Below are 25586 nucleotides of genomic sequence, written 5' to 3'. Positions count from 1 at the left end.
CACTCCGATCGTCGTGGGTCATCGGCGGGCGGGAGATGTCCCACCCGGATCGCGCGGGGGTGTCACGGTGATCGTGGCCGTGGCGCGGTGCGAGGTGTCCGGCACGGTCCCCCTGACCTCGAAGGTCCCGGGTCCGGCGTACTGGTCCGGATCCACCGGGTCCCAGGTGACCTGTGTCCGGCTGTCCCTGGAGCCGTCGTTGTAGGTGGCGACCACCGTGGCGGGGAGCGCGGGAGGCCTGCCGGGGCGGGTGGTGACGCGTTCCTCCGCGACGCTGGTGATCTCGACCGCGTCGGTGTGACGTACCCACACGGTGGCGGTGACCGGCTGGGCGGTGCGGTCGGCGAGGCCGGTGACCGTGACGCTGGTGCCGCCCTCGGCGACCTGGTCCTCGGTCAGGGCCGGCCAGGCCACGGGTGAGCGGGCCGTGGAGCCGTCGGGGTAGACGAGCGTGACCTGCTCGGGCAGGTCGGGGACGGTGCCGCGGAGGGTGGGGATGTGGGTCTCGCGCACCGACTCCGGTGCCTCGGCGTAGACCTTCCACTCCTGGACGCCGAGGGCCAGATTCGGGTGGCCGGTGAGCCTCGCCCGCAGCGCGGTGGTGGTGACCGGCGTGAACGTCGTCCGGTTGTAGCGGTTCTCGGCGGTGCCGTAGCCGCTGGGGGCGGGGACCTCGCGCCACGTGTCGCCGTCTCGGTACTCGATGACCCAGGAGGCGGGCACGCCCACGCCGTCGGCGGCGCCCGGCTGCGCGTCGCGGAAGAAGTACAGGTCGGAGCCGTCCACTCGGACCGGGTCGTCCCAGCTGTACTGGATCCACTGGGTGTCCTTCCGGGGCCAGCTGCCCCAGCGCGGGGCGTCGGACGACGAGGCCGGTTCGCGGCCGTCGTTGATCGCGGCCACCGACTCCCAGCCGGAGGTGTAGGACGCGGTCGGGGTCGCGGACGGTGCCAGGTTCACCCGGCCGTCACCGAGCTCCTCGACCTTCACGACGACCCGTTTCGATGACGTCAACGCGCCGTCCGTAGCGGTGAGTTCGAGTGTGTAGGTGCCTGCCTTGGTGAAGCGGGCGACGGTGGTGGGGGCACGGGAGTCGTCGAAGATGACGGTGCCGCCGTCGGGGCCGCCGGCCGTCTTCCAGGAGGCGGAGAGTTCCCTGTTCGGCAGTCCGTCGTCCTCGGTGATGCCGGTGAGCCTGACCTGACCGGGCCGGGTGTACGTCGGGTCCGGCCAGGCCTCGACGTAGGGAGGCCGGTTGCGGGACGTCGGCGGGCGGGCGTCGGTGTCGTAGGCCTGGATCTCCTTCAGGCCGCTGGTGTGGCCGTCACGGTGGCGCATGAGCACGCGCAGCTTGGCCGTGGTCACCTCCTGGAAGCGCACCCGGTTGAGGTTGGCGCGCGGGTGGGCCGGTGACTTGGCGGGCCGGGCCACGTCCTTCCACCGGCCGGCCCGGTCCTGGTACTGCACGGTGTAGAGGGCCGGTTCGGCGTATCCACCGGGCCGTTTGTCACTGGAGAAGTGGAGCCGGACGTCGTCGACCGTGTGGCTGCGGCCGAAGTCGATCTCGTACCAGTCCTCGGTGTTGCCCGAGCCGCGGGCGCCCCAGGAGGGCTCGTTGACGGTGAAGCCGTCGACGGCACCGGCGACGCCCCGGCCCTCGGCCTCGTGGGAGGCGCGGGCGGTGGCACCGTCGGCGAGGTTGTTCCCGGCCGTGCCCGTGAGGTCCCGGCCGGCTTTGGCGAACAGGTCGGTGACGCGCTCCTTCGGGCCGTGGGTGACGTCCCGCGGCGCTGCGACCTGTGTGCGCAGGCCGGTGGTCCTCGCCCTGGCTCCGCCGCCGTCGGGGAAGGTGACCTTGCGGTTCGTGGGGTCGTAGACGAGGTGGGTGAGGCGGTCGGCGGTGAAGGCGAGTTTCCCGTCGAGGTAGAGCGAGTACCCCTCCGGGACCCGCTTGCCGTACGGGCGTTTCCCGTCGCCGGGTTCGTCCCACAGGACGGCCGCGTCCGTGCCCCGGTAGTTGATGTCGGTGACCGCGAAGTGCGGCCAGTCGACGTCGATCGGCCACAGCTCGATCTTCCGGTCGTCGCGCGGCCTGAACCCCATCGCGTCCTCGATGACGGTCCAGTTGGTGGTGCCGAGGATGGTGTGGTGGATCCAGGAGCGGTAGCCGATCTTCTGCGGATCGGCCCGGCCGTCGGACCAGAACTCGTTCTGGTCGGGGTACCGGTTGTCGCCGTCGATGTAGTGGGCCCAGGCGTTCCAGGACAGCAGCTTCTTGTACCAGGTGCGGTCGATGTACTTGCTGGGGTACTTCCGCAGTACCGAGGAGAGGAAGCGGAAGGTGACGGTGGAGTTGATGACCGAGAAGTTGTTGCTCCCGGGGTGGCCCTGCTCCGCCGCTTCCGCCTTGTCGGCCTGGTTGGCCGTGAAGAACGGGAAGACGGGGTACTGCTTCGAGTCCGCCCACAGCCGCAGCGCCTCCAGGTACTGCGGGTCCTCTTCCGGTGTGGGCATCAGGCCCACGCTGTACGGGTAGTAGTTGTTGATCTCCTTCCAGGGCACCAGGGTGTCGCTGGCGACGTGCCGATGCTTGAGCAGCTTGTCCTTCGGGTCCCAGAGGTGGTCGAGGACCGCCTTCTTGACCCGGTTCGCCGTCCCGCGCATCTCGTCGGCCTTCGCCTTCTCGCCGAGCAGGTCGTAGGCGCGGGCGGCCGCCGTCGCGTTGCTGTAGACGTAGGCGGATTCGGCGCGGTCCAGGTTGCCGGACTTCCAGTCGAAGGACACCGCGTCGGCGTCGTTGCCGGTCATCGCGCCCCAGTCGTACTCGATCAGCCCGTTGCCGTCCTCGTCGTAGTTCTCGAGCTGGCCGCGGACGTCCTTCTCGGCGTACCGGGCGAGGTTGCGCACGATGCCGTCGGGGCCGCCGTGCACCTGGTAGGAGCGCCAGGCCGCCTCGGAGATGTACTGGGTGTAGCCGTTGGACCAGTTCTCCGGGTCGCCCGGGTTGTCGGTGTACTTGCCGTTCTTCGAGACCTCACCGGCCGACACCCACGGGCCGTACGAGTAGCTCGGGTCGCGCAGGTACTTGAGGTCGTCGACGAACATGCCGACCGTGAGGGCGATGGCGTTGTTGTAGCCGAGCACGCCCTCCATGGAGGTGGGGAACTGGTAGTCGCTGCCCGGGATGTCGGCGTCGAGGTAGTTGTAGCGCAGCAGCCACCAGCGGTAGTACAGCGTCTTCTCGATGTTGTCGTCGGGTACGTCGAGGTAGGGCAGGTTCTCGGCCCACCAGCGGTTGTACGTCTGTACATGCCGGCGGAAGGCGGTGGCCGGGGACGCGGCGCGCACGGAGTCGTACTCGGGGCGGGAGTCGGTGATCTCCTCCGTGACGAAGCCGAGTTGGACCTTGGTGGTGAGGGTGCGGCCCGCCGGCAGGGTCAGCGAGCGGGTCAGCGACTCGCCCTCGACGGTGAAGCCGTCACCGCTGAGGCGGGGGAAGACGGTCGTGAGGTTGTTCTTCGCGGGCACGGCGCCGGTGAGCTCACGGCCCTCGGCGGTCGTCGTGTACGGGGAGGTGGCGCGCAGCCGGACCTCACGGCGCTCGGGGCCGGAGTTGGTGAGGGCCAGGTTCGTGACGGCGGCGTTCGCTTCGGTGATGAACTTGGTCTGTGTCACCTTCAGGCCGGTGGCCTCGTGGGTGAACTCGCTGCGCCAGTGGCTGGGGGTCTGGGTGCGGGCGCCGGTGTTCTCCCGCAGGGTGAGGTTCTCGCCGTCGACGTTCAGGGTGATCGTGTACGCGGACCGGTTGTCGATGCTCTCCCAGTAGGCGACCTTGCCGCCGAAGCCCAGCTGGGACGGTGTGTGTTCCTTCATGAACACGGCGCGTCCCCGGGTGAACAGCCAGTCCCCGGCCGGGTCCTCGCCCTTGCGGGCCAGCATGCGGTCCATCCAGAAGTCGGTGCCGTCCCCGGCCCTGCGGTCGGCCTCGTACTGGGCGCGCAGGGTGCGGTGGACGCTGAAGCCTGCCGGGAGCGTGGGGACGGGGTGGTCGGATCCGGAGTAGACCGGGTAGCCGATCGCCGAGTTGTCCGCCACGGCCTCGGTGGTGGCGGCGAGCGGGGCCAGCAGGCCCAGGGCCAGCGCCCCGGCCAGGATGCCGCGGCGGTGTCGTCTTCGCTGTGCGGGCACCGCTACCTCTCGGTCGGCGTGGTCGGGGGCGGGGTCGTCGGCAGCCACACGCGCATGGTCGAGGGGCCGCGGTTCGCCCAGGAGTGGTAGGGGACGAGGGTGATGGCCTCGGGGCCGGGCGCGGGCGCGGTGGCCTCGTCGACCGGCCGGTAGGGCCAGGCGGTGTTCTGCGGTTCGGCGATTTCACCGGGGGCGAGGACGGTGTCGCCGGGCCCGTCCTCCGGTGCGGCGGACGGGTCCACGCGGAGCGCGTCAACATCGTGTCCGTCCGGCAGGTCGGTGGATTCGGCGCAGTACACGAGGGGTCCGCGCTGGACGGCGACCGTGCCGCGTGTCGCGTCGATGCGGGGGTCGGACCGGATCCAGCGCGGGACGACGGGCAGTTCGAGGCGTATCTCGTCGCCGGGCAGGAAGACCCGGGTCACCTGCGCCGTGCCGGGGGCGACCCTACGGCGACTCCCGTCCGGGCCGACCAGCCAGGCCGTCTCCCCCGCCGTCCAGGCGGGGACGCGCAGGGACAGGGTCCAGGGGCGGGCCGGGGAGCGGCTGATCCGTACGGCCACGGTCCCGCCGGACGGGTAGTCGGTACGGACCCGCAGCGCCACGCCCTGCCCGTCGCCCAGGGCGGTGGCGAGTTCCGCGTCGGCGTACTGGTGCAGTTGCAGGCCGTCGTCGTCCGCCGTGGCCACGTACGCCGGCAGTTGGGCGAGCGTGCGCGCCACGTTGGTCGGGCAGCACGACACCGCGAACCAGGGGGCGCGCAGGCCCGAGTCGGCGCGCGGGCTGACGCGGTCCGCGGGGGCCGCGGTGCCCCGGTGACGGCGGTGCAGGGTGTTGGCGTAGAAGAAGGACCGGCCGTCCTCGGACGGGGAGGCCGCGACCACGTTGAACAGGGTCCGCTCGGCCAGGTCCGCGAAGCGCGGCTCGCCGGTGGCCAGCAGCAGCCGCCAGGCGAGCATCACCGAGGCGACACCGGCGCAGGTCTCCGAGTAGGCGCGGTCCGGCGGCAGCACGAAGTCGTCGCCGAAGGCCTCGTCGCGGTGGTGCGAGCCCATCCCGCCGGTCAGATAGGTCCGCCGGGCGACCGTCGCCTCCCACTGCCGTACGACGGCGGCGAGCAGGGCGTCGTCCCCGGTCTCCACGGCGACGTCGACAGCACCGGCCGCGAGGTAGAGGGCACGTACGGCGTGTCCGCGCAGCACGGTGGCGTCCCGCACGGGCATGTCGTCCTGGAAGTAGGCGCGGCCGAACTCGACGTCGGCGAGGGTGCGGTGTCCGCGGCGGTCGACGAAGAGGGCTGCCTGGTCGAGGTAGCGCTGTTCCCCGGTCAGCCTGGCCAGTTCCACCAGGGCCGTCTCGATCTCCGGGTGTCCGCAGATGCCCTGGTTGCCGCCCCGTCCGAAGGCGGTGCAGAGGTGATCGGCGGCCCGCCGGGCGATCTTCGTCAGCTCGCCCTCGCCCCGGGCGCGGGCCTGCGCCACACCCGCCTGGATGAGGAACCCGTGACAGTAGAGTTCGTGGCCCCATTCGAGGTCGCTGTAGCGCGGCTGCTGTCCGGGGCTGCCGAAGGCGGTGTTCAGGTAGCCGTCCGGGTGCTGGGCGGGGGCGATGACGTCGGTGAGCGCGGCGACATCTCCTTCGTGCGAAGCACCCTCCCAGGACATGGCCTCCAGAAGCTTGTAGATCTCGGAGTCGGCGAACTCCCGGCCCCGCCGGTCCCGGTGGATTCGTCCCTCGGCGGCGGCCCGGAAGTTGCCGGTCCAGCCCTCGCGTTCCATCCAGTCGCGGCAGTGGCCGAGCGTCGCGGTCGCGTTGGTGTGGCGGCGCCGGGCCCAGAAGCCGCCGGTGATCCGGACCTCGTCCAGGCCGAGCGGGCGCAGCCGGCCCCGGGTCGGCGCCACCGGCAGCACGAGCGGGCGTGCCGTGTTCTCCCTCACCAGTCCATGCCTTCGTCCACGTCCTTCCGGTGGTCCGTCGTGTCCGTCGAAGCGGCTCTGTGCGGGCTCAGCCCTTGAGGGCGCCGGACATGAAGCCTCTGATGTAGTGCCGTTGCAGCAGCAGGAAGAGCAGCAGGCAGGGCACGGCCAGGACCACCACGCCCGCCTCGGTGGCGCCGTAGTCGACGGCGCCCATGCTCTGCTGCCGCAGGTTGGCGACGGCCAGGGGCAACGGTGCCTTCTCGCTGTCGGAGATGAGGATCAGGGGTGCGATGAAGTCGTTCCAGGCGGCGAGGAACGCGAAGAGTCCCACGGTGATCAGCCCCGGCCGCACCGCGGGCAGGAGCACACGGCGCAGCGCGCCCGCCGTTCCGCAGCCGTCGACGAGGGCCGACTCCTCCAGTTCGCGGGGCACCGCCTCGAAGGAGATGCGCATCATGAAGGTGGCGAACGGCAGTTGGAACATGGCCAGGACGAGGCTCAGCCCGATCAGCGAGTTCTGCAGATGGAGGCGGCCCAGCAGGACGTAGAGCGGGATGAGGAGGGTGGCGTAGGGGACCATGAGGATGGCCAGGGTCAGCAGGAACAGCAGGTTCTTGCCGGGGAAGTCGAAGCGGGCGAAGGCGTAGCCGCCCAGCAGGGACACCCCCAGGGTCAGGGCGACGGTCAGTGCCGAGACGACCGTGCTGTTGAGCAGGTACCGCCACAGGCCCGCGTCGTAGTCGAGCAGCGTCCGGTAGTTGCCGAGGCCGTAGCCGGACTGCTGGGCGGTGCCCGGCTGGCCGCTCACCGACGCCCAGGCGTTCCACAGCAGCGGGAAGAGGAAGATGACGGCCAGAGAGCCGGCCACGACGTAGTGGGGCGTCCGGCCCAGGGCGCGGGTGAGCACCGTGGTGTCCCTTCTCATCAGGCGGCGGGTGTCATGACTCGTCGGCGCGGCGCAGGCCCCGGAACTGCAGGGCGTTCAGCAGGAGCAGCGCGGCCAGCACGAGGATCGAAAGGGCCGCCGCGGTACCGAGGTTCAGCCGCTGGAACGCCTCCCGGTAGATCAGCTGGACGACGGTGACCGTGCTGTTGTCCGGGCCGCCCTTGGTGAGGATGAAGAACTGGTCGAAGGCGAGCAGGGAGCCGGTCACGCACAGCAGGAGGCACAGGGCGAGGGAGGGGCGCAGCAGCGGCAGGGTGATGGAGCGGAAGATCTGGGCGCGGCTCGCGCCGTCCATCCGCGCCGCCTCGTACACCTCGTGCGGGATGCGCTGCAGGCCCACGAGCAGGATCAGCATGTAGAAGCCGGCGAACTTCCAGACGATCAGGAACACCGTCGACCACAGGGCCGACGTGGGTGAGCCGAGGAAGGACACCGGGTCGTCGACAAGGCCGAGGCCTTCGAGGATGCGGCTGAGCGGTCCGGTGGTCGGGCTGTACAGGCCCCAGAACAGCAGGGACGCGGACGCCAGCCCGAGGGCGCCGGGCAGGAAGTAGACCGTGCGGAAGAACCCCGCGCCCGGGCGGGACTCCTGCACCAGCAGGGCCAGGAGCAGTGCCAGGGCGAGCAGGACGACCGTGACGATCACGGTGTAGAGGAGGGTGAAGCGGATCGCGGGCCAGAACAGGGTGCTGTCGGTGATGTCGGTGTAGTTCTCGGGCGCGTTGACACCCCGGTCTCCCCCGAGCAGCGGCCAGTCGCTGAGCGACATCTGACCGACCAGCAGCAGGGGCAGCAGGAAGAAGACCGCGACGAACACCGCCGTGGGGGCCGCGTAGGCCAGGCCCTTGGCCGTGCGCGAGCGCCAGCGGGGCGGGGGTGTGCCGCCCCGCGGCTGCGGCGAGGTCATGTGCGCGGCCGTCGCCCGGTCGGCCACTTTCACCGGCATGGCTCTCCTTAGCCGTAGAACGTCTCAGCCGTCGGACATCGGGAGGTCGGTTCAGTCGGCCAGTGAGGCGGTGACGGCGTCGTTGTCCTTCTCGACCGTCTTGCCGTCGCCGAAGACGGCGTGGCGCATCAGCTCCAGCCAGGGCCCGTTGGGGTCGTTGAAGGTCTGCCCGAACTTCATGGCGTACGGGGTGCGGCCCTCGGCGACGAGTTCGTTGATGGTGACCAGGCGCGGGTCGGCCTTGGAGTGCTTGTTGGACGCGAGGTCGGTGCGGGCCACCACGTCCTTGTGCGCGGCGACCACGTCGACCTGCGCCTTGTCGCCCAGGGACCAGGCGAGGAAGTTCCAGGCCTGGTCGGCCGACTCGCTGGTGGCGGAGATGCCGATGGCGTCGCCGCCGACGAAGGTGGACTTGCCGCCGTCGGGTCCTGGGATGGGCGCGACGCCGAGGTCCAGCTCCTTGGGCATCAGCCCGAGCGTGGTCGACGGCATGGGCATCACGCCGACCTTGCCCTTCGGGAAGATCCCGGTCCAGGTCGTGCCGGTCTCCTCGCGGGCGCCGGGCGCCACGATGTCGTCGCGCACCCAGCCGCGATAGGTGTCGTAGACCTTCTTCGCGGTGTCGGAGGCGAGATTCGCCTCGGTGCCCTCCTTGTTCAGGACGTCCTCGCCCGCGGCCCAGACGGACGGCCACCAGGTGAAGACGCCGCAGCCGCCGCAGTTGCCGCCGAAGAAGGTGCCGTCGACACCGCCGCCGAGCGCGTCCACGGCCCGGGCCTGCCGGTCCCAGTCGCCCAGGGTGGCGGGCGGCTTCTCGGGGTCGAGCTTCGCCTTGCGGTAGAGCTCCTTGTTGTAGAAGAGCACCGACAGGTCGAGGGTGTGCGGGACGACGTACTTCTTGTCCTCGTACGTGCCGGCCTTGATGTGCGACTGGGCCAGGTGCTCGGCGAAGGGCAGGGCGTCGACGCGGTCGGTGAGGTCGGCGAAGAGGCCGCTGGAGGTGTAGTTGGGCACGAACACCACGTCGGAGGCGAACAGGTCGGGCAGGTCGCGGGAGCCGGCCGCCGCGCCGACCTTGGCCTGGTAGTCGTCGGTGGGGACGACGGTCAGGTCGATCTTGTTCTGGTGGCTCGCGTTGTACGCCTCGACCAGGGCCTCGCTCTGGGGCCGGGTCGCCGCGCGCGTCCACATCGTCAGCTTGGTGCCGTCGTCGACGCCGCCGGCGGCCGCCGCCTTGTCCCCTCCCCCGCCGGTGCCGTCGTTGTCCGAGCCGCATGCGGTGACCAGGCTCGCGGTGGCGAGCAGGGTGATGGCACCTGTGACGAGGCGGCGTCTGTGTCCACGCGGTCCGGCCGTGCTCCCCGTGCTCCCCATGGTCGATTCCCCTTGTGTCGCGGCGGGCCGTGCGCGGGCCTGCCGGTCGGGACAATGATGTGGTGGCACTGAACTGAGTGGCGGAAACGGGCCGAAAAGGCTTTCTGAGACGCTAAGGACGCATCCCACCACCCGTCAATCCCCTTGCGTGAAGCGGTTACTGAGCTGAACTCGAAAACCCGGAGCAGGGCGGGACCGAAAATTTCCGCGTACTGTTCGGGGTGCCCTCGACGGCGTCGGCAGGCGACGCGAGACAGGAGATGACCCATGGCACAGGCCACCGGCCCCTCGCGTTCGCAGCCCGCCACTCTCAGCGATGTCGCCCGGCTGGCGGGCGTGTCGATCGCGACGGCGTCCAAGGCCCTCAACGGCCGCAGCCAGGTGCGGGCGGAGACCAGAACACGCGTGATCGAGGCGGCCGAACGCCTCGCGTTCCGCCCCAACCAGGTGGCCCGGGGGCTGCTGGCCGGACGGACGGGCACCGTGGGGCTGCTGACCAGCGACCTGGAGGGCCGGTTCAGCATCCCGATACTCATGGGCGCCGAGGACGCGTTCGGAGCGGGCGAGGTCGCGGTGTTCCTGTGCGATGCCCGCGGGGACGCGATCCGCGAGCAGCACCATGTCCGCGCGCTGCTGGGCCGCAGGGTCGACGGTCTCATCGTGGTCGGCAGCCGGACCGACCCACGTCCGTCCCTGGGACGGGAGTTGCCGGTCCCCGTGGTGTACGCGTACGCGCCGTCGGAGAATCCGGAGGATCTGTCCATCGTCCCGGACAGCGTCGGCGCGGGCCGGATCGCCGTGGAGCATCTGCTCGCCTGCGGCCGTACCCGGATCGCGCACATCACCGGCGACCCCGGATACGCCGCCGCGCAGGAGCGGGCCGAGGGTGCCCGGGGCGCGCTCGACGGCGCCGGACTGGCCCTGGTGGGCGAGCCTCGCTTCGGGGCGTGGTCGGAGGGCTGGGGGCGTGCGGCCACCGCGATGCTGCTCGACCAGCACCCGGAGGTGGACGCCGTGCTGTGCGGCAGCGACCAGATCGCCCGGGGCGTCATCGACGTCCTGCGCGAGCGCGGCCGGCGGGTGCCGGAGGACGTGGCGGTCATGGGATTCGACAACTGGCGGGTCCTGACGTCCGCGTCCCGGCCGCCGCTGACCAGTGTCGACATGAACCTCGAACAGGTCGGGCGCGCCGCCGCGCACGCCCTGTTCACGGCGATCTCCGGCGGCACGCGCCGCTCCGGTGTCGAGACCCTGCCCTGCCGGGTGGTGATCAGGGGATCGACGGTGCCGCTGTCGTAGGCCGCCGCGCCCGGTCGCCGCTCACGACGCGAGTCGGTCGAGTGCCGCCAGGACCGGTGCCGCACCGTCCTCCTCGGCCAGGCGGCGTGCGACCTCCTGGGCGCGGCCGCGATGGGCCGGGTCGCCCACGGCCCGGCGCAGGGCGGGGGCGAGCGCGTCGGCGGTAAGGCGGCGCAGCGGGACGGCGCAGGGCGCGGTGCCCAGCGCGACGAGACGGGCCGCCCAGAATCCGGCGTCGAACTGCACCGGCACCGGCACGGTCGGGACACCCGCGCGCAGGACGGCCGCGGTGGTGCCGGCTCCGGCGTGGTGGACGACGGCGGCCGTACGGGGAAACAGTTGCGCGTGCGGCACGTCGCCGACCGTGATCATGTCGTCGGTGCGGGCGGCCAGGCCCGCCCACCCCTGCTGGATGATGCCGCGCAGTCCGGCCGCGCGCAGGGCGCGCACGATCTCGCCGCTCAGGCGCTCCGGGTCCGGCACGGTGGCGCTGCCCAGTCCTACGAAGACGGGGGCGGGCCCGGCGGCGAGGAACTCCTCCAGTTCCGGGGGCAGGGTCCGGGTGTCGTACGGCCACCAGTACCCGGCGATCTCCAGCCCGGGCCGCCAGTCCCGCGGGCGGGACACCACCGCCTCGCTGAAGCCGTGGAGCACCGGCCACCTCGCCCGCTCATGGGCCCGGCGGATCGCGGCGAGGCCGGGCAGCGTCATGCCGTGCCGGGTGCGCAGTCGGCGCACGGCCCGGGTGAAGACCTGGTCGACGGCGGTGGTGACGGCCACTCCGCCCAGGTGGTTGCCCACGGCGCCGAGCGAGCGTCCGCCGAGCATGGGTGCCCCGAACTCCCTTGTCGGGTGCTGGGGTTGGAGGAACAGTCCGAGGCTGGGCAGGGTCAGCCCCTCTGCGATGGCGCGGCCCAGCGGTGCCACGGCACCGGCGGCCAGCACGGCGTCGGCGCCCCGGGCCGCCCGGACGAGGTCGTCGGTCATCTCCTCGGCCGCCGACCGGGCCATCGAGACGACGCGCAGCAGTTTGCCGAGCCCTGTCGTACTGGCGTGCAGGCCGCGGCCGCGCTCGGAGTGCAACTCGGCGTGCGGGTCGACCGGGGTCGGATGGAAACGCACTCCGGAGCCGGCCGTCAGCGGCTCGAACAGTCCGTGGGTGACGAGCGTGACCTCGTGCCCGCTCCGCGCCAGCCTCGCGCCCAACCCGGTGTACGGCGCGACGTCGCCGCGCGATCCCGCCGTCATGATCACCAGCCGCATGGGTCCCAGTGTGGCCCGGCGGGGCGGACGACACACGGTGTACGGGGGCAGGGGTCCGAGAATCGCCGGTGTGGTGTGGGTGGTGCGTGGAGTGGATGGGCTGCGGCGCTTCAGGCCCGTGGGGCCTGTGGGGCCCGTGGGCCGTTGCTCAGCGCTTCGAGGAGGAAGGCCGGCGAGCCGGGCGAAGGTTGCCCCGCGTTCGCTGGTCGTGTCTGCGCGGTGGATTCGGGGCTCCCGATGGGGCAACCCGGTCGCCATGCGGGGCGTCCTCCTCAGTGAGCGGGATGGATCCACCGGTCTTCCCGACAGGTGAGGGGACGAGGATGAGTGACAAGGCCCGCAGACTGTTCGAGGCGCTCGACCTCGACCATGACGGGGTTCTCACCCGCGTGGAGGTGATCGTCGCCCTGCGGACGAACGGACCGTCCCTGGCCGCCTCTGGCGTGCTGCCGTTCTGGGGGGTGCAGGACGTCGACGCTTCTTCCGCGCTGTTCGACACCGCCGACCAGAACGGGGACGCGGTACTGACCCTCGATGAGTTCGCGGCGGTGGTGGACCGCCGGTTCGGCTGGAGCTGACAGCCACATTTCGCGGCACCTGCGGAACGGACCCCCGGGACCGCCGCCACGTGCCGCGGCCGGCCAAGGGCGTCAGCTGCCGGACGGCGTGGGCCTTGTGTCGGTGCCGGGCTTGGGCTCCACCACCCGGGGCGGGCCGTCGCCCGTGCGAGGCGGTGCCAGCGAACTGCGCACCCAGGACCGGGCCCACCGTGCCGACGACACCGAACGGCTCCGTGCCGCCGCGGCCAGGTCGCGACCGCGCGCACGGTGCTGGTCTGTGGTCGACGGTGACCTCGACCTCGACGCCCTCGGCGGCGACGCCCTGGGCGACGACCGCCCGCTCCGCCTCGGCGCGGACGGCGAGGATCCGCTCCAGCGAGGCGCCTGGCACGATCCGGTCGGTCTCTCAGGGCCGACCCCGCCGCGGTCCACGTCCTGGCGGGCACCTCCGCCCACACCGTCTACGGCACCCGGACGCACCGCCGTCTGCGGAAGGAACTCCGGCCGGTACGGATCGTCGACATGGACGGCGTCGTACGCCACCACGCCGCTGATCCGGCACAGTGACGTCGGTGCGGTCAACGTCGGCGGCCCGCACCTGCTGCAACTCGCGCGGCGCGGCGCCGGAGAACGGGCGTGCCCGGGCGCCTTCCTTCGGCACCGACGGCGGTGTTCCGTACATGATCTACGAGGCGGGAGAGCGGCTCGCGGTGGCCCGGGGCCGACCCGGCGCGTCGCGCGCGGGAGCCGGGTCCTCGACCGCGTGGGGCGGAGGACCCGGCTCCCGGCTGGTACGACGGCTCAGGACGACTGGGCGCTCTGGTACAGGTTCTGCGCGTCCGCGCCGAAGTACGGGCCGTACATGGCGTTCGGCAGGAAGTTGTACTTGAAGCTGTTCACCGAGGACTGCAGGCCGGTCCCGGTGGCCTCGTCGAACTGGGTGAACCACGGGCCTCCGCTGGAGCCTCCGGTCATGTTGCAGGTCAGACCGTGGTCGCTGGAGAGCAGGAAGTCCCGGAAGGTGGTTCCGCTGCAGTAGACGAACTTCTCGCCGTCGTACGGAGCGGCGGCCGGGAAGCCGAAGGAGTACATGGGCTTGTTGTAGCCGGTGTTGAAGGCCAGCCCCTGGCCGCCGACGACGTCGGTCAGCCGCTTCCCGTCCAGCGGGGCCACGACGGCGGCGCCGATGTCGTAGTTGATGTCCTCACTGGCCGTCCACTGCGGCGTGGACAGGGTCCTGGACGCGGCCCAGGTGCCGTACGGGCGCTGTCCGTCGTGGTAGCCGGGCACGAACACCCAGTTGGTGTGCCAGGCTCCCTGCATCTTCACGCAGTGCCCGGCGGTGAGGACGGTGCTCTTGTTGGCGCTGGTGACGGCGTTGCCGGAGCAGGAGGCGGTCCGCCCCTGGTAGGTGAAGAACACCCGCCCCGCGGTCTTGGCCACCGCTCCCCCGCCGGACCAGGGGCCGCCGCCGTGCGGGATCGCCATGGGGCCCACGTCGGAGACGGGTGCGCTGGGTGCCACGACGGTCGCCCCGCCCTTGCGCGGTGCGGAGGCCCGTACGTCGGAGCGGTCGACGGACAGGACGTCGAGCGGGGTGGCCGCGCGCATCCGCTGCGGGGTCCAGAAGTCGAGGGCGCGTTCCCGCGCCGAGGGTGCCATGACTCCCGGTTCGGGTGCGGCGCTCGCCGGTGCGGCGGTGACACCGGTCGCCAGGAGCGCGGCGACGCCGGCGAGCGCGCCGAGGACGGTGTGGCGAACGCGGGTGGTGCCGCCGGACGATCGAAGGCTGCGGGGTCTGCCTATCACGCGGTCTCCTTCTGCTGCGGGGGCCGGGCGGCGGGGAACCGTCCGCCCGGTCAGGCAGGGGTGTCACTGCGGACAGTCAGAGGGCAGCGTGCCACCAGGAGACCGAAATAGACAGGTGCATGTCATAACGTGGCCGGATCATCACCTTCTCTCCGCGTGCGCGGACGAAGAAGGACCCGGCCTCCACGAGGGAGGCCGGGTCCGGTGCGAGCGTTCAGGTCAGAGGGCGGGACCGGTGCCGCCGGGCTGGATGCGCCCGCGCCAGGCGCCGGACTCGGCTCCGCGCTCCTCGATGTACTGCTTGAAGCGCTTCATGTCGCCCTTGACCCGGCGGTCGATCGTGCCCGTCATGTCCGCCGCCTTCTCCGCGGCTCCGCTGGGCTCGATGTCCATCACCAGCTCGACCCTGGTGTGGGTGTCGTCGACGCGCTCGAAGCGGACAGAGCCCCTCTGATCGACGTCTCCGCTGGTCGTGCGCCATGTGACGCGCTCGTCGGCGAGCTGGTCGACGATCTCGGTGTCGAACTCGCGCCGCACTCCGCTGATCTTGGTGGTCCAGTGGTTGTGGCGGTCGTCCAGTTGCCTGACCTCCTCGACGCCCTCCATGAAGTTCGGGAACTCCTCGAACTGCGTCCACTGGTTGTACGCGGTGTGGACGGGAACGTCGACTTCCACGGTTTCCCTGATGGTGCTCATCTCGGTATGCCTCCGTTTCACCGGTCGACTGCAGGAGGCCCATCGGCCCGCTTCACGGTCCGGGCCCGTGGCGGGGCGGGTACCCGAGATCTTGGGGTTGCCACACAGATCTGTGCCTTCGGTGCCTAGAAGCGGTGCTGCCGCTGCTCCGGCTGCCCGTACGGCTGACCGTCCTGGCCGCCCGCGCTCTGGGTCTGCAGCTGCTCCGCCTGTTCCTTGGTCACCTTCTGTTCCGCGCCGCAGAAGGTGCACTGCGTGAGGTACTTCGTCGAGATCGGGAACAGCGGCACGAAGAACAGCGTGAACTTCGTGACGCGCTTCCTGAGCGTGTGCGCGGCGGGGTTGCCGCACTGCCCGCAGACCAGCGTCAGTATCGCCAGCTGGTAGAGGTACCCCTTGGTGCCAAAGATGATCACGTGACGGTCCTTCCCGGATCGGATCTGCCTTCAGTGTCCTGTATCGCGGTCCGCCACGACGAGCCGGCAGCCCGGACGGCCCGGGCCACGTCGTCGTGGCCCGGGCCGTGTGCGGTCCTGTCGGTGCTCAGCCCTTCAGTGCCGTGAGCACCACGCTCTTGGCCTCCTCCTGGACCCGGCCGAGGTGGTCGGGGCCGAGGAAGGACTCGGCGTAGATCTTGTAGACGTCCTCGGTGCCCGAGGGGCGGGCCGCGAACCAGGCGTTGTCCGTGGTCACCTTGATGCCGCCGATGGGGGCACCGTTACCCGGAGCCTCGGTGAGGACGGCGGTGACCGCGTCTCCGGCCAGGGTGTCCGCGCTGACCTGGGCCGGGGAGAGCTTGCCGAGGAGGGCCTTCTCCTCGCGGGACGCCGGAGCGTCGATGCGGGCGTACGCGGGCTCGCCGAAGCGGGCGGCCAGCGTGGCGTAGTGCTCCGACGGTGTCCTGCCGGTGACCGCCGTGATCTCGGAGGCGAGCAGCGCCAGGATGATGCCGTCCTTGTCGGTGGTCCACACGGAGCCGTCCCGGCGCAGGAAGGAGGCCCCGGCCGACTCCTCCCCGCCGAAGCCGATGGTGCCGCCGGCCAGTCCGTCCACGAACCACTTGAACCCGACGGGCACCTCGACCAGTTCGCGGCCCAGGTCAGCGGCGACACGGTCGATCATGGCGGAGGACACCAGGGTCTTGCCGATGCCGGTGGCGGCCGGCCAGCGGTCGCGGTGGGCGTACAGGTAGGAGATGGCGACGGCCAGGTAGTGGTTGGGGTTCATCAGGCCCGCGTCCGGGGTGACGATGCCGTGCCGGTCGGCGTCGGCGTCGTTGCCGGTGGAGATGTCGAAGCGGTCGCGCCGCTCGATGAGCGAGGCCATCGCGTACGGCGACGAGCAGTCCATGCGGATCTTGCCGTCCCAGTCCAGCGTCATGAACCGCCAGGTGGGGTCGGTGTGCGGGTTGACGACGGTGAGGTCGATGCCGTGCTGTTCGGCGATGCGGCCCCAGTAGGCGACGGACGCCCCGCCCAGGGGGTCCGCCCCGATCCGCACCCCGGCCGCCCGGATCGCGTCCAGGTCGAGCACGCCGGGCAGGTCGGCGACATAGGTGCCCAGGAAGTCGTAGCGGCCGGTGGTGGGGGCGGCGAGGGCCCGGGCGTAGGGGATGCGCCGTACGTCCTTCAGACCGCCCCGGATGATCTCGTTGGCCCGGTCCTGGATCCAGGAGGTGGCGTCGGAGGCGGCGGGGCCGCCGCTGGGCGGGTTGTACTTGAACCCTCCGTCGGCGGGCGGGTTGTGGGAGGGCGTGACCACGACGCCGTCCGCGAGCCCCGTGGTGCGGCCGCGGTTGTGGGCGAGGATGGCGTGCGAGACGGCCGGGGTCGGCGTGTAGCCGTCGGCGTCGTCGATCAGCACCGTCACCTCGTTGGCGGCGAACACCTCCAGGGCGGTGACGCGCGCGGGCTCCGACAGTGCGTGGGTGTCGGCGCCCAGGAAGAGGGGGCCGTCGATGCCCTGGCCGGCTCGGTACTCGCAGATGGCCTGGCTGGTGGCGGCGATGTGGTCGTCGTTGAACGCGCTCGCCAGGGACGATCCGCGGTGTCCGGAGGTCCCGAAGGTGACGCGCTGCCCCGGGTCGTCCAGGTCGGGGTGGAGCGCGTAGTACGCGGTCACCAGCCGGGCCACATCGACGAGATCCTCGAAACCGGCCGGATCGCCCGCTCGCTCGTGCTGCATGGGCCCGCTCCTCCGCATGGGTTGATCCTTCGCTTGCGGTCTCATCCTTCCTCGTCACGGCGGTGCCGCGCGAGGGGGACACCACTACGAGGGCCGGATGTGCGCCAAGCCACGAGAAGGAGGCACCTCGGGCGGCGGGAGTTGCTATGGAGCACGCGGAGGCGGTGCCTTCGGGTGCCGAGGCGCGCCCGGGACCACAAGGAGGCGGCGCTGCGGACCACCGGGAAGTCCGGTGATGCGCGCCGCGCCGCCTGCCCTCCTCGTGGCCGTCACGTCGAACGCCGTGCCGTGGTCAGATCCGTCCGCCGGTGAACCGGGTGACGGGGCCGTGCGTGCCGCGTTCCGAGCGGCGTCCCACCGCGTAGGACGCGGCGCTCAGGGCGGTCAGGCCGGCTCCGACGCCCGCGGCGACGAGCTTGCGGTGGGCGATGACCGTCCAGGCCGTCTTCGCCGTGGCCGCGACATGGCCCGAGGCCGTGACGACCGCCTGGCGGCCGGCCTCGACGCCCTTGGCAGCGGTCTGCATGGCCGCCGTCGTGGCCTCGGCGGAGCGCTCGGCGCCGGCCTTGACCGCTGACCCCGCGTCATCGGCCTTGGCCGCCGCGCGCTTGGCGGCCTGGGACGTCGGGGCGGTCGCCTTGTCCGCCGCGCTGCGCGCCTTGGACTCCGTCGTCCGGATGGTGGTCGGCTTCTGATTCGTGCGCTTGTTCTGTTCAGTCATGGACACCGACTTGCCTCTGACTCCGTCGCCAAACACGTTCGGTCGCGCACCATCCGGCCGGGTGAGGGCTGAGCACCTCGTCGGAGGGGTAGGCGGGCTACAGACAATCAGCACGTCAGAACACGAGCGAAGGTGCCTCATGGCCAACATCCTGGATCGCATCAAGCAGTTCGCCCGGAGTCCGCAGGGGCGACGGGCCGTCGAGCAGGCGCGGCGGGCCGCAGCCGACCCCCGCAAGCGGGCCCAGGCACAGCGCCTGCTGGGCAAGCTCCGCGGCCGCCGCTGACCGAGTGGCAGAGCTGACACCGGCTCACTCCGGCCGATCGCCCCGGACCCGCAGCCGCCGTACGAGGTCGTCCGCGGCCTCCGGCCAGCCGGGGTGGTCGAAACCGAAGCCCGCTTCGAGCAGACGGCCGGGGACGACGCGTCGGCTCTTCAGCAGCAGTTCGGTGTCCGAACGCAGCACGAAGGCGCCGGCCTCGGCCATCCAGCGCGTCGCGGGCAGACCCACGGGCACTCCCCAGGCGGCACGAAGGGCGCGCATGAAGGCGCGCTGCGGCAGGGGCGTGGGAGCAGCGAGATTGACCGGGCCCGCGATGTCGTCGCGGGCCACGAGGAACTCCACCGCCCGGACGAAGTCCCGGTCGTGGATCCAGGACACGTACTGCGCGCCGCCGGCGACCGGGCCGCCGAGGCCGAGCCGGGCCAGGCGCAGCAGGACGTCGAAGACTCCGCCGCGGTCCGGGCTCATCACCATGGCGGCGCGCAGGGCCACCTTCCGGGTGTCCGGCGTGTCGGCCGCCTCCTGCTCCCGCTCCCAGGCCTTGGCGATGTCGACGCTGTAGGACCAGTAGCCGGGGGTGTCGGATTCGGCGCCGCCGATCACGCCGGTGGCCTCGTCGTTGGGCGCGTCGAAGCGGTGGGCGTAGACGGTCGCGGTGCTCATCTGGAGCCAGACCCGGGGCGGCCGGGCGGCTTTGGCGATGGCCTCGCCCACGACCCGGGCGGAGTCGACCCGCGAGTCCATCATGTCGCGGAGGTTGGCCGGGGTGTAGCGGCAGCTGACGCTCCGGCCGGCCAGGTTGACGACGACGTCGCTGCCGTCGATCTCCTCCGTCCACGGCCCCGGGGTCGCACCGTCCCAGTGCACTTCGCCCGGGCGGGCGGGGCGCCTGCTCAGCACCACGACGTCATGTCCGGCCGCGCTCAGCGCGCGCTTGAGGACCGTGCCGACCTGTCCGGTCCCGCCGGGTATCACGATCTTCATGAAGGTCTCCCCCTCGACGTGTGGGATCGACCCTAGCCCATATTTGAACGCGTTCAAAACATCCGAGGGCACAGGTCCCGGTCGGCGCGGACGTGCCATCGGGCAAGATGGGGCCATGAGCGTAGTCAAGATCAATGTGCTGACCGTGCCCGCCGAGCAGCGGGAGACGCTGGAGAAGCGGTTCGCCTCCCGCGCGCACACCGTGGAGAGCTCCGACGGGTTCGAGTGGTTCGAGCTCCTCCGCCCGGTGGAGGGCACCGACACCTACCTCGTCTACACGCGGTGGCGTGACGAGGCGTCGTTCCAGGCCTGGATGGAGGGGCCGATGAAGGCCGCGCACCAGGGCGGCGGCGAGGGCGGCGAGCGGCCCAGGCCCGCCGCGAGCGACTCCACCCTGTGGTCCTTCGAGGTCGTGCAGCAGGCGGGGCCGAAGAGCGCGTAGCCCGCTTGAGCACACGCGCGAGGTCCCCCATGCCGCTTCAGGCATGGGGGACCTCGCACATTCAGGCTCAGGGGCGCCGGGAGCGCGTGGGCGCGGCGGTACGGCCGACCGCGGCCGCCAGTTTGCGGAGCCGGCGCCAGTCCAGGCGCGGCGGCGCCTCGGGGACTCCGGGGCGGTCGCGGGGCACCCGGACGCGCAGGGCCCGGCGTGCGATGCGGCAGTGGACGGGGGCGGGCAGGGTGAGCGCCTCGCCGTCGAGGCCGACTTCGAGATGCGGTTCGTCGGAGTGGACGACCACATGCTGGGCGGTGAGCACGGTGAGGCCTTCCGGGCGCGGGGACAGCAGGAGTTCGGCCGCTTCCACGGCGCTGTCCACGCGGACCGCGAGCACACCCAGCTTCCCGGAGTTGAGCCGCTCGCGCCGGCCGAAGCCGAACGGGTCGTCCATGCGGTAGGCGTTGTTACTGACCAGGACGGCCTGCGGGTCGGCGATGGTGGTGCCGTCGGCGCTGGCCGTCAGACGTGGGCCGCTCTGCCGGGTGAGCAGCTCGGGCAGCCGCTCCAGCGCGGCGCCCACCTTGTCGTCGCGATAGCCGGGGCTCTGGACGACGGCCCCGTAGACCCCGAACGACGCGTTGTTGACGAAGGGACGGTCGTCGGCGAAGCCGAGGTCGACGCGGAGTTCGACCCCGTCCGTGAGGGCGTCGAGACAGGTGGACGGGTCGTCCCGGTCCAGGCCCAGGTCCATGGCGAAGTGGTTGCGCGTGCCGGCCGAGATGACGAGGAACGGAAGGCCGTGTTCCGCCGCGACGGCGGCGACCATCGCCTGCGTGCCGTCGCCGCCCGCGACACCCAGGAGGTCGGCGCCGTCGGCCACGGCGGCCTTGGCCAGGGCGGTGACGTCCTGGTGGTGGTCCGGGTCGAGCAGGACGACCTGGGCACCCAGCTCCTCGGCCTTCTCCTTCAGGGAGAACTTCTCGACCTTGCCGCCGCCGGAGCGCGGGTTGAGCAGGAGGAAGGGGCGCTGCGGCGGCGGTGTGCGGTACTCCTTGACCCGTACCGGCCGCAGGCCCGTGCTGCGCAGGGCGTAGCGGCCGCTCCAGACCGCGAGACACCACAGCAGCAGCGAGGCGAAGACCACCCAGATCAGATTCGCGGCCGCGAAGAGGATGATGACGCCGACGGGGGCGACGACGGCCAGCACGGCCGCCGCCATGCGTGCCGGTCCGCGGCGGGACAGGACCCACCAGAGGGCCGCCGCGGTCAGGGCAAGTCCCGCCAGGCCGGCCAGGAGCAGCAGCAGTCCTTTCAGGCCGCCGGAGACGAGGGGCAGCAACGCGGCCAGCGCGACCGCGGCCAGGGCTCCCCTGGCCGCCCATCTCTGCCGGCGGTGATCCCGCTCGCCCATCGCCGATCCCATCTCGTTCCTCCGCTCGAAGACCGGCTCGGGCGCCCCTCGCTGCCACGCCCGGCCGTGCGTCATGGTGCCCGCCGACGGATCGGCTCGGCCACTGCCGTCCCTGATGACTCCCCACCGGCGGGCACGTCAGACGTGAAGATCCCCCGGGGTGCAGCCATCGGTAGCGTACGCGGCCCTGCGAGCGGGGATCCGCGCACCGGGGCACGCCGGTGCTCACCTTCACCGCCCGTTGGGGAACCGGACACCCACGCTCCCTTGACCTCGTGAGTCTCATTACGCAACTCTGATGCTCACAGCCCCTGTCGAGGAGGAGGCCGGCACGCGATGGAGTGGACGGGCGCGCGGTACGCGGACGGGCCGACGGTGGAGGTGACGACGTGGGTCGCCGCTCCGCCGGGGAGGGTGTGGGCGCTGGTGTCGGATGTGACGCGGATGCCGGAGCTGAGCGAGGAGTTGCAGTGGGCGGGGTGGGTCGACGGAGCCGCCGGGCCGGCCGTCGGGGCGCGCTTCACCGGCCGGAGCAGGCACGAGTCGCTCGGTGAGTGGGAGACGACCTCCACGGTCGTCGCATGCGACCCGGAACGGGTGTTCGCCTGGGCGGTCGGCGATCCGGCCGAGCCCAGTGCCGTCTGGCGGTTCGGGCTGCGACCCGGGGACGGCGGGACCGAGCTGTCGCAGTGGATGCGGATGGGGCCGGGGCGTTCCGGCCTCTCCTTCGCGATCGACGCCATGCCGGAGAAGGAGCAGAAGATCGTGTTCGTGAGGTTGCGGGAGTTCGAACGAGGCATGACCGCCACGCTGGAGCACATCAGGCAGCGGGCGGAGGCGTGATGCGCACGGCGACGACCGTCGAGGCGGCGGCCCTCGGTTCCTGGTCACGGCAGGCCGACTTCGTCGTCGAGGCGGAGAAGCTGGGGCTCGACGTCTGCTGGGTGGCCGAGGCGTGGGGGTCGGACGCCCCGTCCGCCCTGGGCTTCTACGCGGCCCGTACGGAGCGGATGCTGCTGGGCTCCGCGGTCATGCAGGTCGGGACGCGCACGCCGGTGGCCCTCGCCCAGGCGGCGATCACCTTGTCCAACCTGTCCGGCGGGCGCTTTCTGCTGGGTCTGGGTCCGTCCGGACCGCAGGTGATGGAGGGCCTGCACGGCGTGCCGTTCGCCCGCCCTCTGGCCCGGACGCGCGAGACGGTGGAGATCGTGCGGCAGGTGGTCGCGGGCGGCAAGATCTCCCATTCGGGCTCCGAGTTCAGGATTCCGCTGCCCGGCGGGGAAGCGGTGCCGATGCGCCTGTCGATGCGGGCCGAGCACCCCGTCCCCGTCTACCTGGCCGCGCTGTCGCCCGCGATGCTGCGGCTGACCGGCCAGGTCGCGGACGGCTGGCTCGGCACCAGCTTCGTACCGGAGGGCGCGGCGGACGCCTACTTCGCTCCGCTGGACGAGGGGCTGGCCGCAGCCGGGCGCGGACGCGCCGGGTTCGACGTCTGCCAGGGCGCCGAGGTCGCGTTCGCCCGGGACGAGGAGGCGCTCGGCGCCATGATCGCGGACCGGAGGAAGGAACTCGCCTTCAGCCTGGGCGGCATGGGTTCCGCGTCGACCAACTTCTACAACCGGGCCTACGGCCGTCAGGGCTGGGCCGAGGTCGCCGCGGAGGTGCGGGAGCGCTGGCAGGCGGGCGACCGGGACGGCGCGGCGGGTCTCGTCACCGACGAGATGGTGCTGGCCACCACGCTCATCGGCACCGAGGAGATGGTGCGGCGACGGCTGCGGGTCTGGCGGGACGCCGGCGTGGACACGGTCCGTCTCTATCCGGCCGGGGAGAGCCTGGACGACCGGCTCGACACCCTTGGCCGGGCGATCGAGTTGGTCCGGGAGACCGGTACCGGAGCATGAACCCAGCCTGTCCGCCGCGCGCACCGGCGGACCGGTAGGCTCCCGTGCTGATCATCGGCCGACACGAACATCTGGGGGGCTCCGTGCGGGCCATGGCTACCGTGACGACGACCGCGCTCGCGTGCCTGCTGGCGGGCGCGGTCCTCGCGGGGTGCGGCTCCGGCGGCACCGGCGAGGACAAGTCCGCGGGCGACCTCCTCGACGAGGCCAACGCGACGATGCGAAAGCTGGACTCCGTCACCGTCGACATCACCAACCGCACCACCAGAGGCACCGTCACCAGCCATCTGGAGACCGACCTGGACAGCCGGTGCAGGTCGAAGACCGAGATGCCCGGAGGCGCCGCCCTGGAACAGATCCGTCTGGGCCGGACCGACTTCGTCCGGCCGAACCGGGCCTACCTGCAGAAGTGGAAGAAGAACCCGGGTGTCACGGGCGAGCAGAGCATGTGGGTGAAGACGCCGGTGGACCCGGCCGCTTCGGGCAACGGCCTCACCTCCTGCGAACGGCCCTTCGACTCGTTCGGCACGGCGAGGAAGGGCGGCTCCACCCGGGTCGGGGGCACGAAGGCCGTCGAGCTGATCGTGACCGACAAGGCGGACAAGGAAGGGACGTACACCTTCTACGTGGCCGAGGAAGGCGAGCCCTACCTGCTCAAGACGGTCTACAAGAACGGTGCACAGCACACCACCACCGCGTTCAGCGCCTTCGACGAGCCCCTCGGTATCCGGGCGCCGAAGGCGGGCGAGGTGCTGAGCCTGCCCGGCGGCAGCGGCTGACCCGTCCGGCGAGGAGGGCGGCAGCGCTTTCCGTTGGATTTCGGCAGCAACTGGCCGACCGGGGCGAATCGGCCCACAAGGGCTTGACGCGGGCGAGATGCGCTCGGCCTACTGGTAGGCGCAGCGGCCGTGTCGGGGGGTCTGATGGTGCGGCGACGATGGGCAGCGGTGGTGGGCCTGGTGGCCTGCCTGCTGTTGCTGCACCTCGTCGCCCCGGGGCCCGCGCAGGGCGAGCGCACGGCGGGGACCGCGGTCACGGCAGCCGTGGAGGTGCGGGCGGCCGGTGCGGCATCGACACCTGAGGCCGAAGGAGCCGGGGAGCCCTGTCCGTGCGAGGCGGAGCCGTCGCTCCGGTGCCTGGCGGCACGGACACCGAGGGCCGCGGGCGCGGCCGGGGCGAGCGTGGTGGTGACCGGGACGACCGTGGCGGACCGGGGCGGTACGTACCTCCGGGCGGCGGGGACGAGCCGGTGTACGGGGACGGCCGGTTCCGCCCCGAACACCGTGGAGCTGCAGACGTTCCGCTGCTGAGTGACGGCAGTACCGACAGGGGCCTGCGCCGTGCGGCCTGAGTACTGCCTGGTGCCGATTCGCGGCGATGTACAGGCCTTCGGGTGTCCCCATGCCGATGACACAGGAGGCAGAGTTGCCTGGAAAGCGCGTTCTCGTTCTGCGGCCGGACGAACTGGGCCCGAACGACCAGAAGATGTGGCGGGAGATACGGACGGAGTCCGCGGCCCCCGCGAATCCCTTTCTCGACCCGGCGTTCACCACCGCGGTGGGACAGGTCAGGCCGGGAGCGAGAGTGGCGGTACTGCTCGACGACGGCTCCCCGGTCGGGTTCTTCCCGTACGAGAGGGGACCCCTGGGGCAGGGCCGGGCCATCGGGCTCGGGGTGTCCGACAGTCAGGGGGCCGTGCTGCGGCCCGGGATCCGGCTCGACGCCCGCGGGTTGCTGCGGTCCTGCGCGCTGTCGTCCTGGGAGTTCGACAACCTCGAAGCCGGCCAGGGGCTGTTCGTGCCGCACGCGGCCGAGGAACTCGCCTCCCCGGTCGTAGACATCGGTGAGGGCTTCGAGCTGTACGCGAAGCGGCTGCGGGCGAAGTCGCCGGGCTTCCTCAGACAGACCCTGGCCAAGGAGCGCAAGCTGGCCCGGCAGGTCGGCGAGGTGCGGTTCGTGTACGACGCCCGGGACCCGGACGCTCTGCGGGCGCTGATGGAGTGGAAGTCGGCGCAGTACCGGCGGACCGGCCGGCGCGACCGGTTCGCGCAGGAGTGGATCACCCGGCTGGTGACGCTGCTCGGGGAGAGCGAGGAACCGGAGTGCCGTGGCGTGCTGTCCGTGCTCTACGCCGCGGACCGGCCCGTGGCCGCGCACTTCGGCCTGCGCTCGCGCACGGTGCTGTCCTGGTGGTTCCCGGCGTACGACCGCGCCTACGCCAAGTACTCCCCCGGTCTCGTGCTGCAGCTCAAGATGCTGGAGGCCGCGGCGGCCGACGGTGTCGGGACGGTCGACCTGGGGAGCGGACCCGCCCGCTACAAGGAGTCGCTCAAGACCCGTGACCTGCGGGTGTACGAAGGGGCGGTGGTACGGCCGGTGCCGGGCGGAGCCGTCCACTGGCTGGGCCGGGAGCCCGCCCGGGCCGCGCGCCGCTTCGTACGCAACCGGCCCCGCCTGGCCGGCGCCGCGGCACGGACCCTGGCGGAACTGGGGCGCGTGCGCGGCCGGTGAGAAGGGTCCCGCCGGGTGGGCGCGGAGGCCCTGCCGCCTGCCCGCGGATCGCCCGGAGCCGGGGGGGGGGGGGGGGGGGGGGGGGGGGGGGGGGGGGGGGGGGGGGGGGGGGGGGGGGGGGGGGGGGGGGGGGGGGGGGGGGGGGGGGGGGG

22 protein-coding genes and 1 pseudogene are annotated in these 25586 nt (G+C 71.9%); 10 read left to right on the top strand and 13 right to left on the bottom strand.

Translation table 11 applies throughout. The features are described from left to right. Nucleotides 1-18: 18 nt before the first annotated feature. From ACZ6I3_RS37765 to ACZ6I3_RS37745, 5 genes are all read right to left on the bottom strand, one after another. Nucleotides 19-4236 (bottom strand): Ig-like domain-containing protein, encoded by a 4218-nt coding sequence (locus ACZ6I3_RS37765; RefSeq protein ID WP_469420862.1) that lies wholly within the window; start codon nucleotides 4234-4236, stop codon nucleotides 19-21. Then, entirely contained in the window at nucleotides 4191-6125 is a 1935-nt protein-coding gene (locus ACZ6I3_RS37760; RefSeq protein ID WP_469420861.1) for a glycoside hydrolase family 127 protein, read from the bottom strand. Before ACZ6I3_RS37760 ends, ACZ6I3_RS37765 begins: the two co-directional genes overlap by 46 nt. A gap of 67 nt (nucleotides 6126-6192) precedes the next feature. Next, entirely contained in the window at nucleotides 6193-7014 is an 822-nt protein-coding gene (locus ACZ6I3_RS37755) for a carbohydrate ABC transporter permease (protein ID WP_468198258.1), read from the bottom strand. A gap of 31 nt (nucleotides 7015-7045) precedes the next feature. Next, entirely contained in the window at nucleotides 7046-7999 is a 954-nt protein-coding gene (locus ACZ6I3_RS37750) for a carbohydrate ABC transporter permease (protein ID WP_469420860.1), read from the bottom strand. 51 nt (nucleotides 8000-8050) lie between these two features. Next, on the bottom strand, nucleotides 8051-9373 hold the full coding sequence (locus ACZ6I3_RS37745; RefSeq protein ID WP_469420859.1) for an ABC transporter substrate-binding protein: 1323 nt from the start codon (nucleotides 9371-9373) through the stop codon (nucleotides 8051-8053). A gap of 267 nt (nucleotides 9374-9640) precedes the next feature. On the opposite strand from ACZ6I3_RS37745, the gene ACZ6I3_RS37740 reads away from it, so the two are divergent. Further along, on the top strand, nucleotides 9641-10672 hold the full coding sequence (locus ACZ6I3_RS37740; RefSeq protein WP_469420858.1) for a LacI family DNA-binding transcriptional regulator: 1032 nt from the start codon (nucleotides 9641-9643) through the stop codon (nucleotides 10670-10672). 21 nt (nucleotides 10673-10693) lie between these two features. Here the strand turns inward: ACZ6I3_RS37740 and ACZ6I3_RS37735 are convergent, their stop codons facing one another. Next, entirely contained in the window at nucleotides 10694-11935 is a 1242-nt protein-coding gene (locus ACZ6I3_RS37735) for a glycosyltransferase (RefSeq protein ID WP_469420857.1), read from the bottom strand. Between the two features lie 323 nt (nucleotides 11936-12258). On the opposite strand from ACZ6I3_RS37735, the gene ACZ6I3_RS37730 reads away from it, so the two are divergent. Beyond that, on the top strand, nucleotides 12259-12513 hold the full coding sequence (locus ACZ6I3_RS37730) for an EF-hand domain-containing protein (protein WP_469420856.1): 255 nt from the start codon (nucleotides 12259-12261) through the stop codon (nucleotides 12511-12513). Nucleotides 12514-13015: 502 nt separating this feature from the next. Then, nucleotides 13016-13217, top strand: a pseudogene (locus ACZ6I3_RS37725) (hypothetical protein); the annotation flags it as partial. A 79-nt stretch (nucleotides 13218-13296) separates the two neighbouring features. Here ACZ6I3_RS37725 and ACZ6I3_RS37720 read toward each other — a convergent pair. The 5 genes from ACZ6I3_RS37720 to ACZ6I3_RS37700 all read right to left on the bottom strand — a co-directional run bounded on the left by ACZ6I3_RS37720 (nucleotide 13297) and on the right by ACZ6I3_RS37700 (nucleotide 17905). Beyond that, entirely contained in the window at nucleotides 13297-14304 is a 1008-nt protein-coding gene (locus ACZ6I3_RS37720; RefSeq protein WP_469420855.1) for a trypsin-like serine peptidase, read from the bottom strand. A 219-nt stretch (nucleotides 14305-14523) separates the two neighbouring features. Then, nucleotides 14524-15000: an SRPBCC family protein gene (locus ACZ6I3_RS37715; protein ID WP_469420854.1), complete on the bottom strand. Its 477-nt coding sequence runs from the start codon at nucleotides 14998-15000 to the stop codon at nucleotides 14524-14526. A 125-nt stretch (nucleotides 15001-15125) separates the two neighbouring features. Then, on the bottom strand, nucleotides 15126-15416 hold the full coding sequence (locus ACZ6I3_RS37710) for a zinc-ribbon domain-containing protein (protein ID WP_469420853.1): 291 nt from the start codon (nucleotides 15414-15416) through the stop codon (nucleotides 15126-15128). A gap of 127 nt (nucleotides 15417-15543) precedes the next feature. Next, entirely contained in the window at nucleotides 15544-17184 is a 1641-nt protein-coding gene (gene pgm / locus ACZ6I3_RS37705; protein WP_469420852.1) for a phosphoglucomutase (alpha-D-glucose-1,6-bisphosphate-dependent), read from the bottom strand. A gap of 292 nt (nucleotides 17185-17476) precedes the next feature. Further along, nucleotides 17477-17905, bottom strand: a complete 429-nt coding sequence (locus ACZ6I3_RS37700) for a hypothetical protein (RefSeq protein ID WP_469420851.1) — start codon at nucleotides 17903-17905, stop codon at nucleotides 17477-17479. Nucleotides 17906-18044: 139 nt separating this feature from the next. Between ACZ6I3_RS37700 and ACZ6I3_RS37695 the strand changes: the two genes are divergently transcribed. Continuing rightward, complete coding sequence (locus tag ACZ6I3_RS37695) at nucleotides 18045-18191, top strand: hypothetical protein (RefSeq protein ID WP_193482844.1); 147 nt, start codon at nucleotides 18045-18047, stop codon at nucleotides 18189-18191. Between the two features lie 24 nt (nucleotides 18192-18215). Here ACZ6I3_RS37695 and ACZ6I3_RS37690 read toward each other — a convergent pair whose 3' ends face one another. Further along, the gene (locus ACZ6I3_RS37690; RefSeq protein ID WP_469420850.1) at nucleotides 18216-19172 is read right to left on the bottom strand and encodes a TIGR01777 family oxidoreductase; all 957 of its coding nucleotides are present in this window, start codon (nucleotides 19170-19172) and stop codon (nucleotides 18216-18218) included. Nucleotides 19173-19287: 115 nt separating this feature from the next. On the opposite strand from ACZ6I3_RS37690, the gene ACZ6I3_RS37685 reads away from it, so the two are divergent. Beyond that, nucleotides 19288-19614 (top strand): antibiotic biosynthesis monooxygenase family protein, encoded by a 327-nt coding sequence (locus ACZ6I3_RS37685; protein ID WP_469420849.1) that lies wholly within the window; start codon nucleotides 19288-19290, stop codon nucleotides 19612-19614. A gap of 67 nt (nucleotides 19615-19681) precedes the next feature. Here ACZ6I3_RS37685 and ACZ6I3_RS37680 read toward each other — a convergent pair whose 3' ends face one another. Further along, the gene (locus tag ACZ6I3_RS37680) at nucleotides 19682-21034 is read right to left on the bottom strand and encodes a diacylglycerol/lipid kinase family protein (protein ID WP_469420848.1); all 1353 of its coding nucleotides are present in this window, start codon (nucleotides 21032-21034) and stop codon (nucleotides 19682-19684) included. Between the two features lie 324 nt (nucleotides 21035-21358). Between ACZ6I3_RS37680 and ACZ6I3_RS37675 the strand changes: the two genes are divergently transcribed. From ACZ6I3_RS37675 to ACZ6I3_RS37655, 5 genes are all read left to right on the top strand, one after another. Continuing rightward, nucleotides 21359-21865, top strand: coding sequence for an SRPBCC family protein (locus ACZ6I3_RS37675; RefSeq protein ID WP_469420847.1), 507 nt, complete (start codon nucleotides 21359-21361; stop codon nucleotides 21863-21865). After that, the gene (locus tag ACZ6I3_RS37670) at nucleotides 21865-22923 is read left to right on the top strand and encodes an LLM class flavin-dependent oxidoreductase (RefSeq protein WP_469420846.1); all 1059 of its coding nucleotides are present in this window, start codon (nucleotides 21865-21867) and stop codon (nucleotides 22921-22923) included. The genes ACZ6I3_RS37675 and ACZ6I3_RS37670 overlap by 1 nt, the downstream gene beginning before the upstream one ends. Before the next feature lie 92 nt (nucleotides 22924-23015). Next, complete coding sequence (locus ACZ6I3_RS37665; protein ID WP_469420845.1) at nucleotides 23016-23702, top strand: hypothetical protein; 687 nt, start codon at nucleotides 23016-23018, stop codon at nucleotides 23700-23702. A gap of 144 nt (nucleotides 23703-23846) precedes the next feature. Beyond that, complete coding sequence (locus ACZ6I3_RS37660; protein ID WP_469420844.1) at nucleotides 23847-24233, top strand: hypothetical protein; 387 nt, start codon at nucleotides 23847-23849, stop codon at nucleotides 24231-24233. 97 nt (nucleotides 24234-24330) lie between these two features. Then, nucleotides 24331-25434, top strand: a complete 1104-nt coding sequence (locus ACZ6I3_RS37655) for a GNAT family N-acetyltransferase (RefSeq protein ID WP_469420843.1) — start codon at nucleotides 24331-24333, stop codon at nucleotides 25432-25434. Nucleotides 25435-25586: the final 152 nt, after the last annotated feature.

This window comes from Streptomyces sp. NPDC041940 (genome assembly GCF_055589465.1).
The sequence above is the reverse complement of the archived record's forward strand: the minus strand, read 5'-3'. Positions and strand labels throughout refer to the sequence as shown.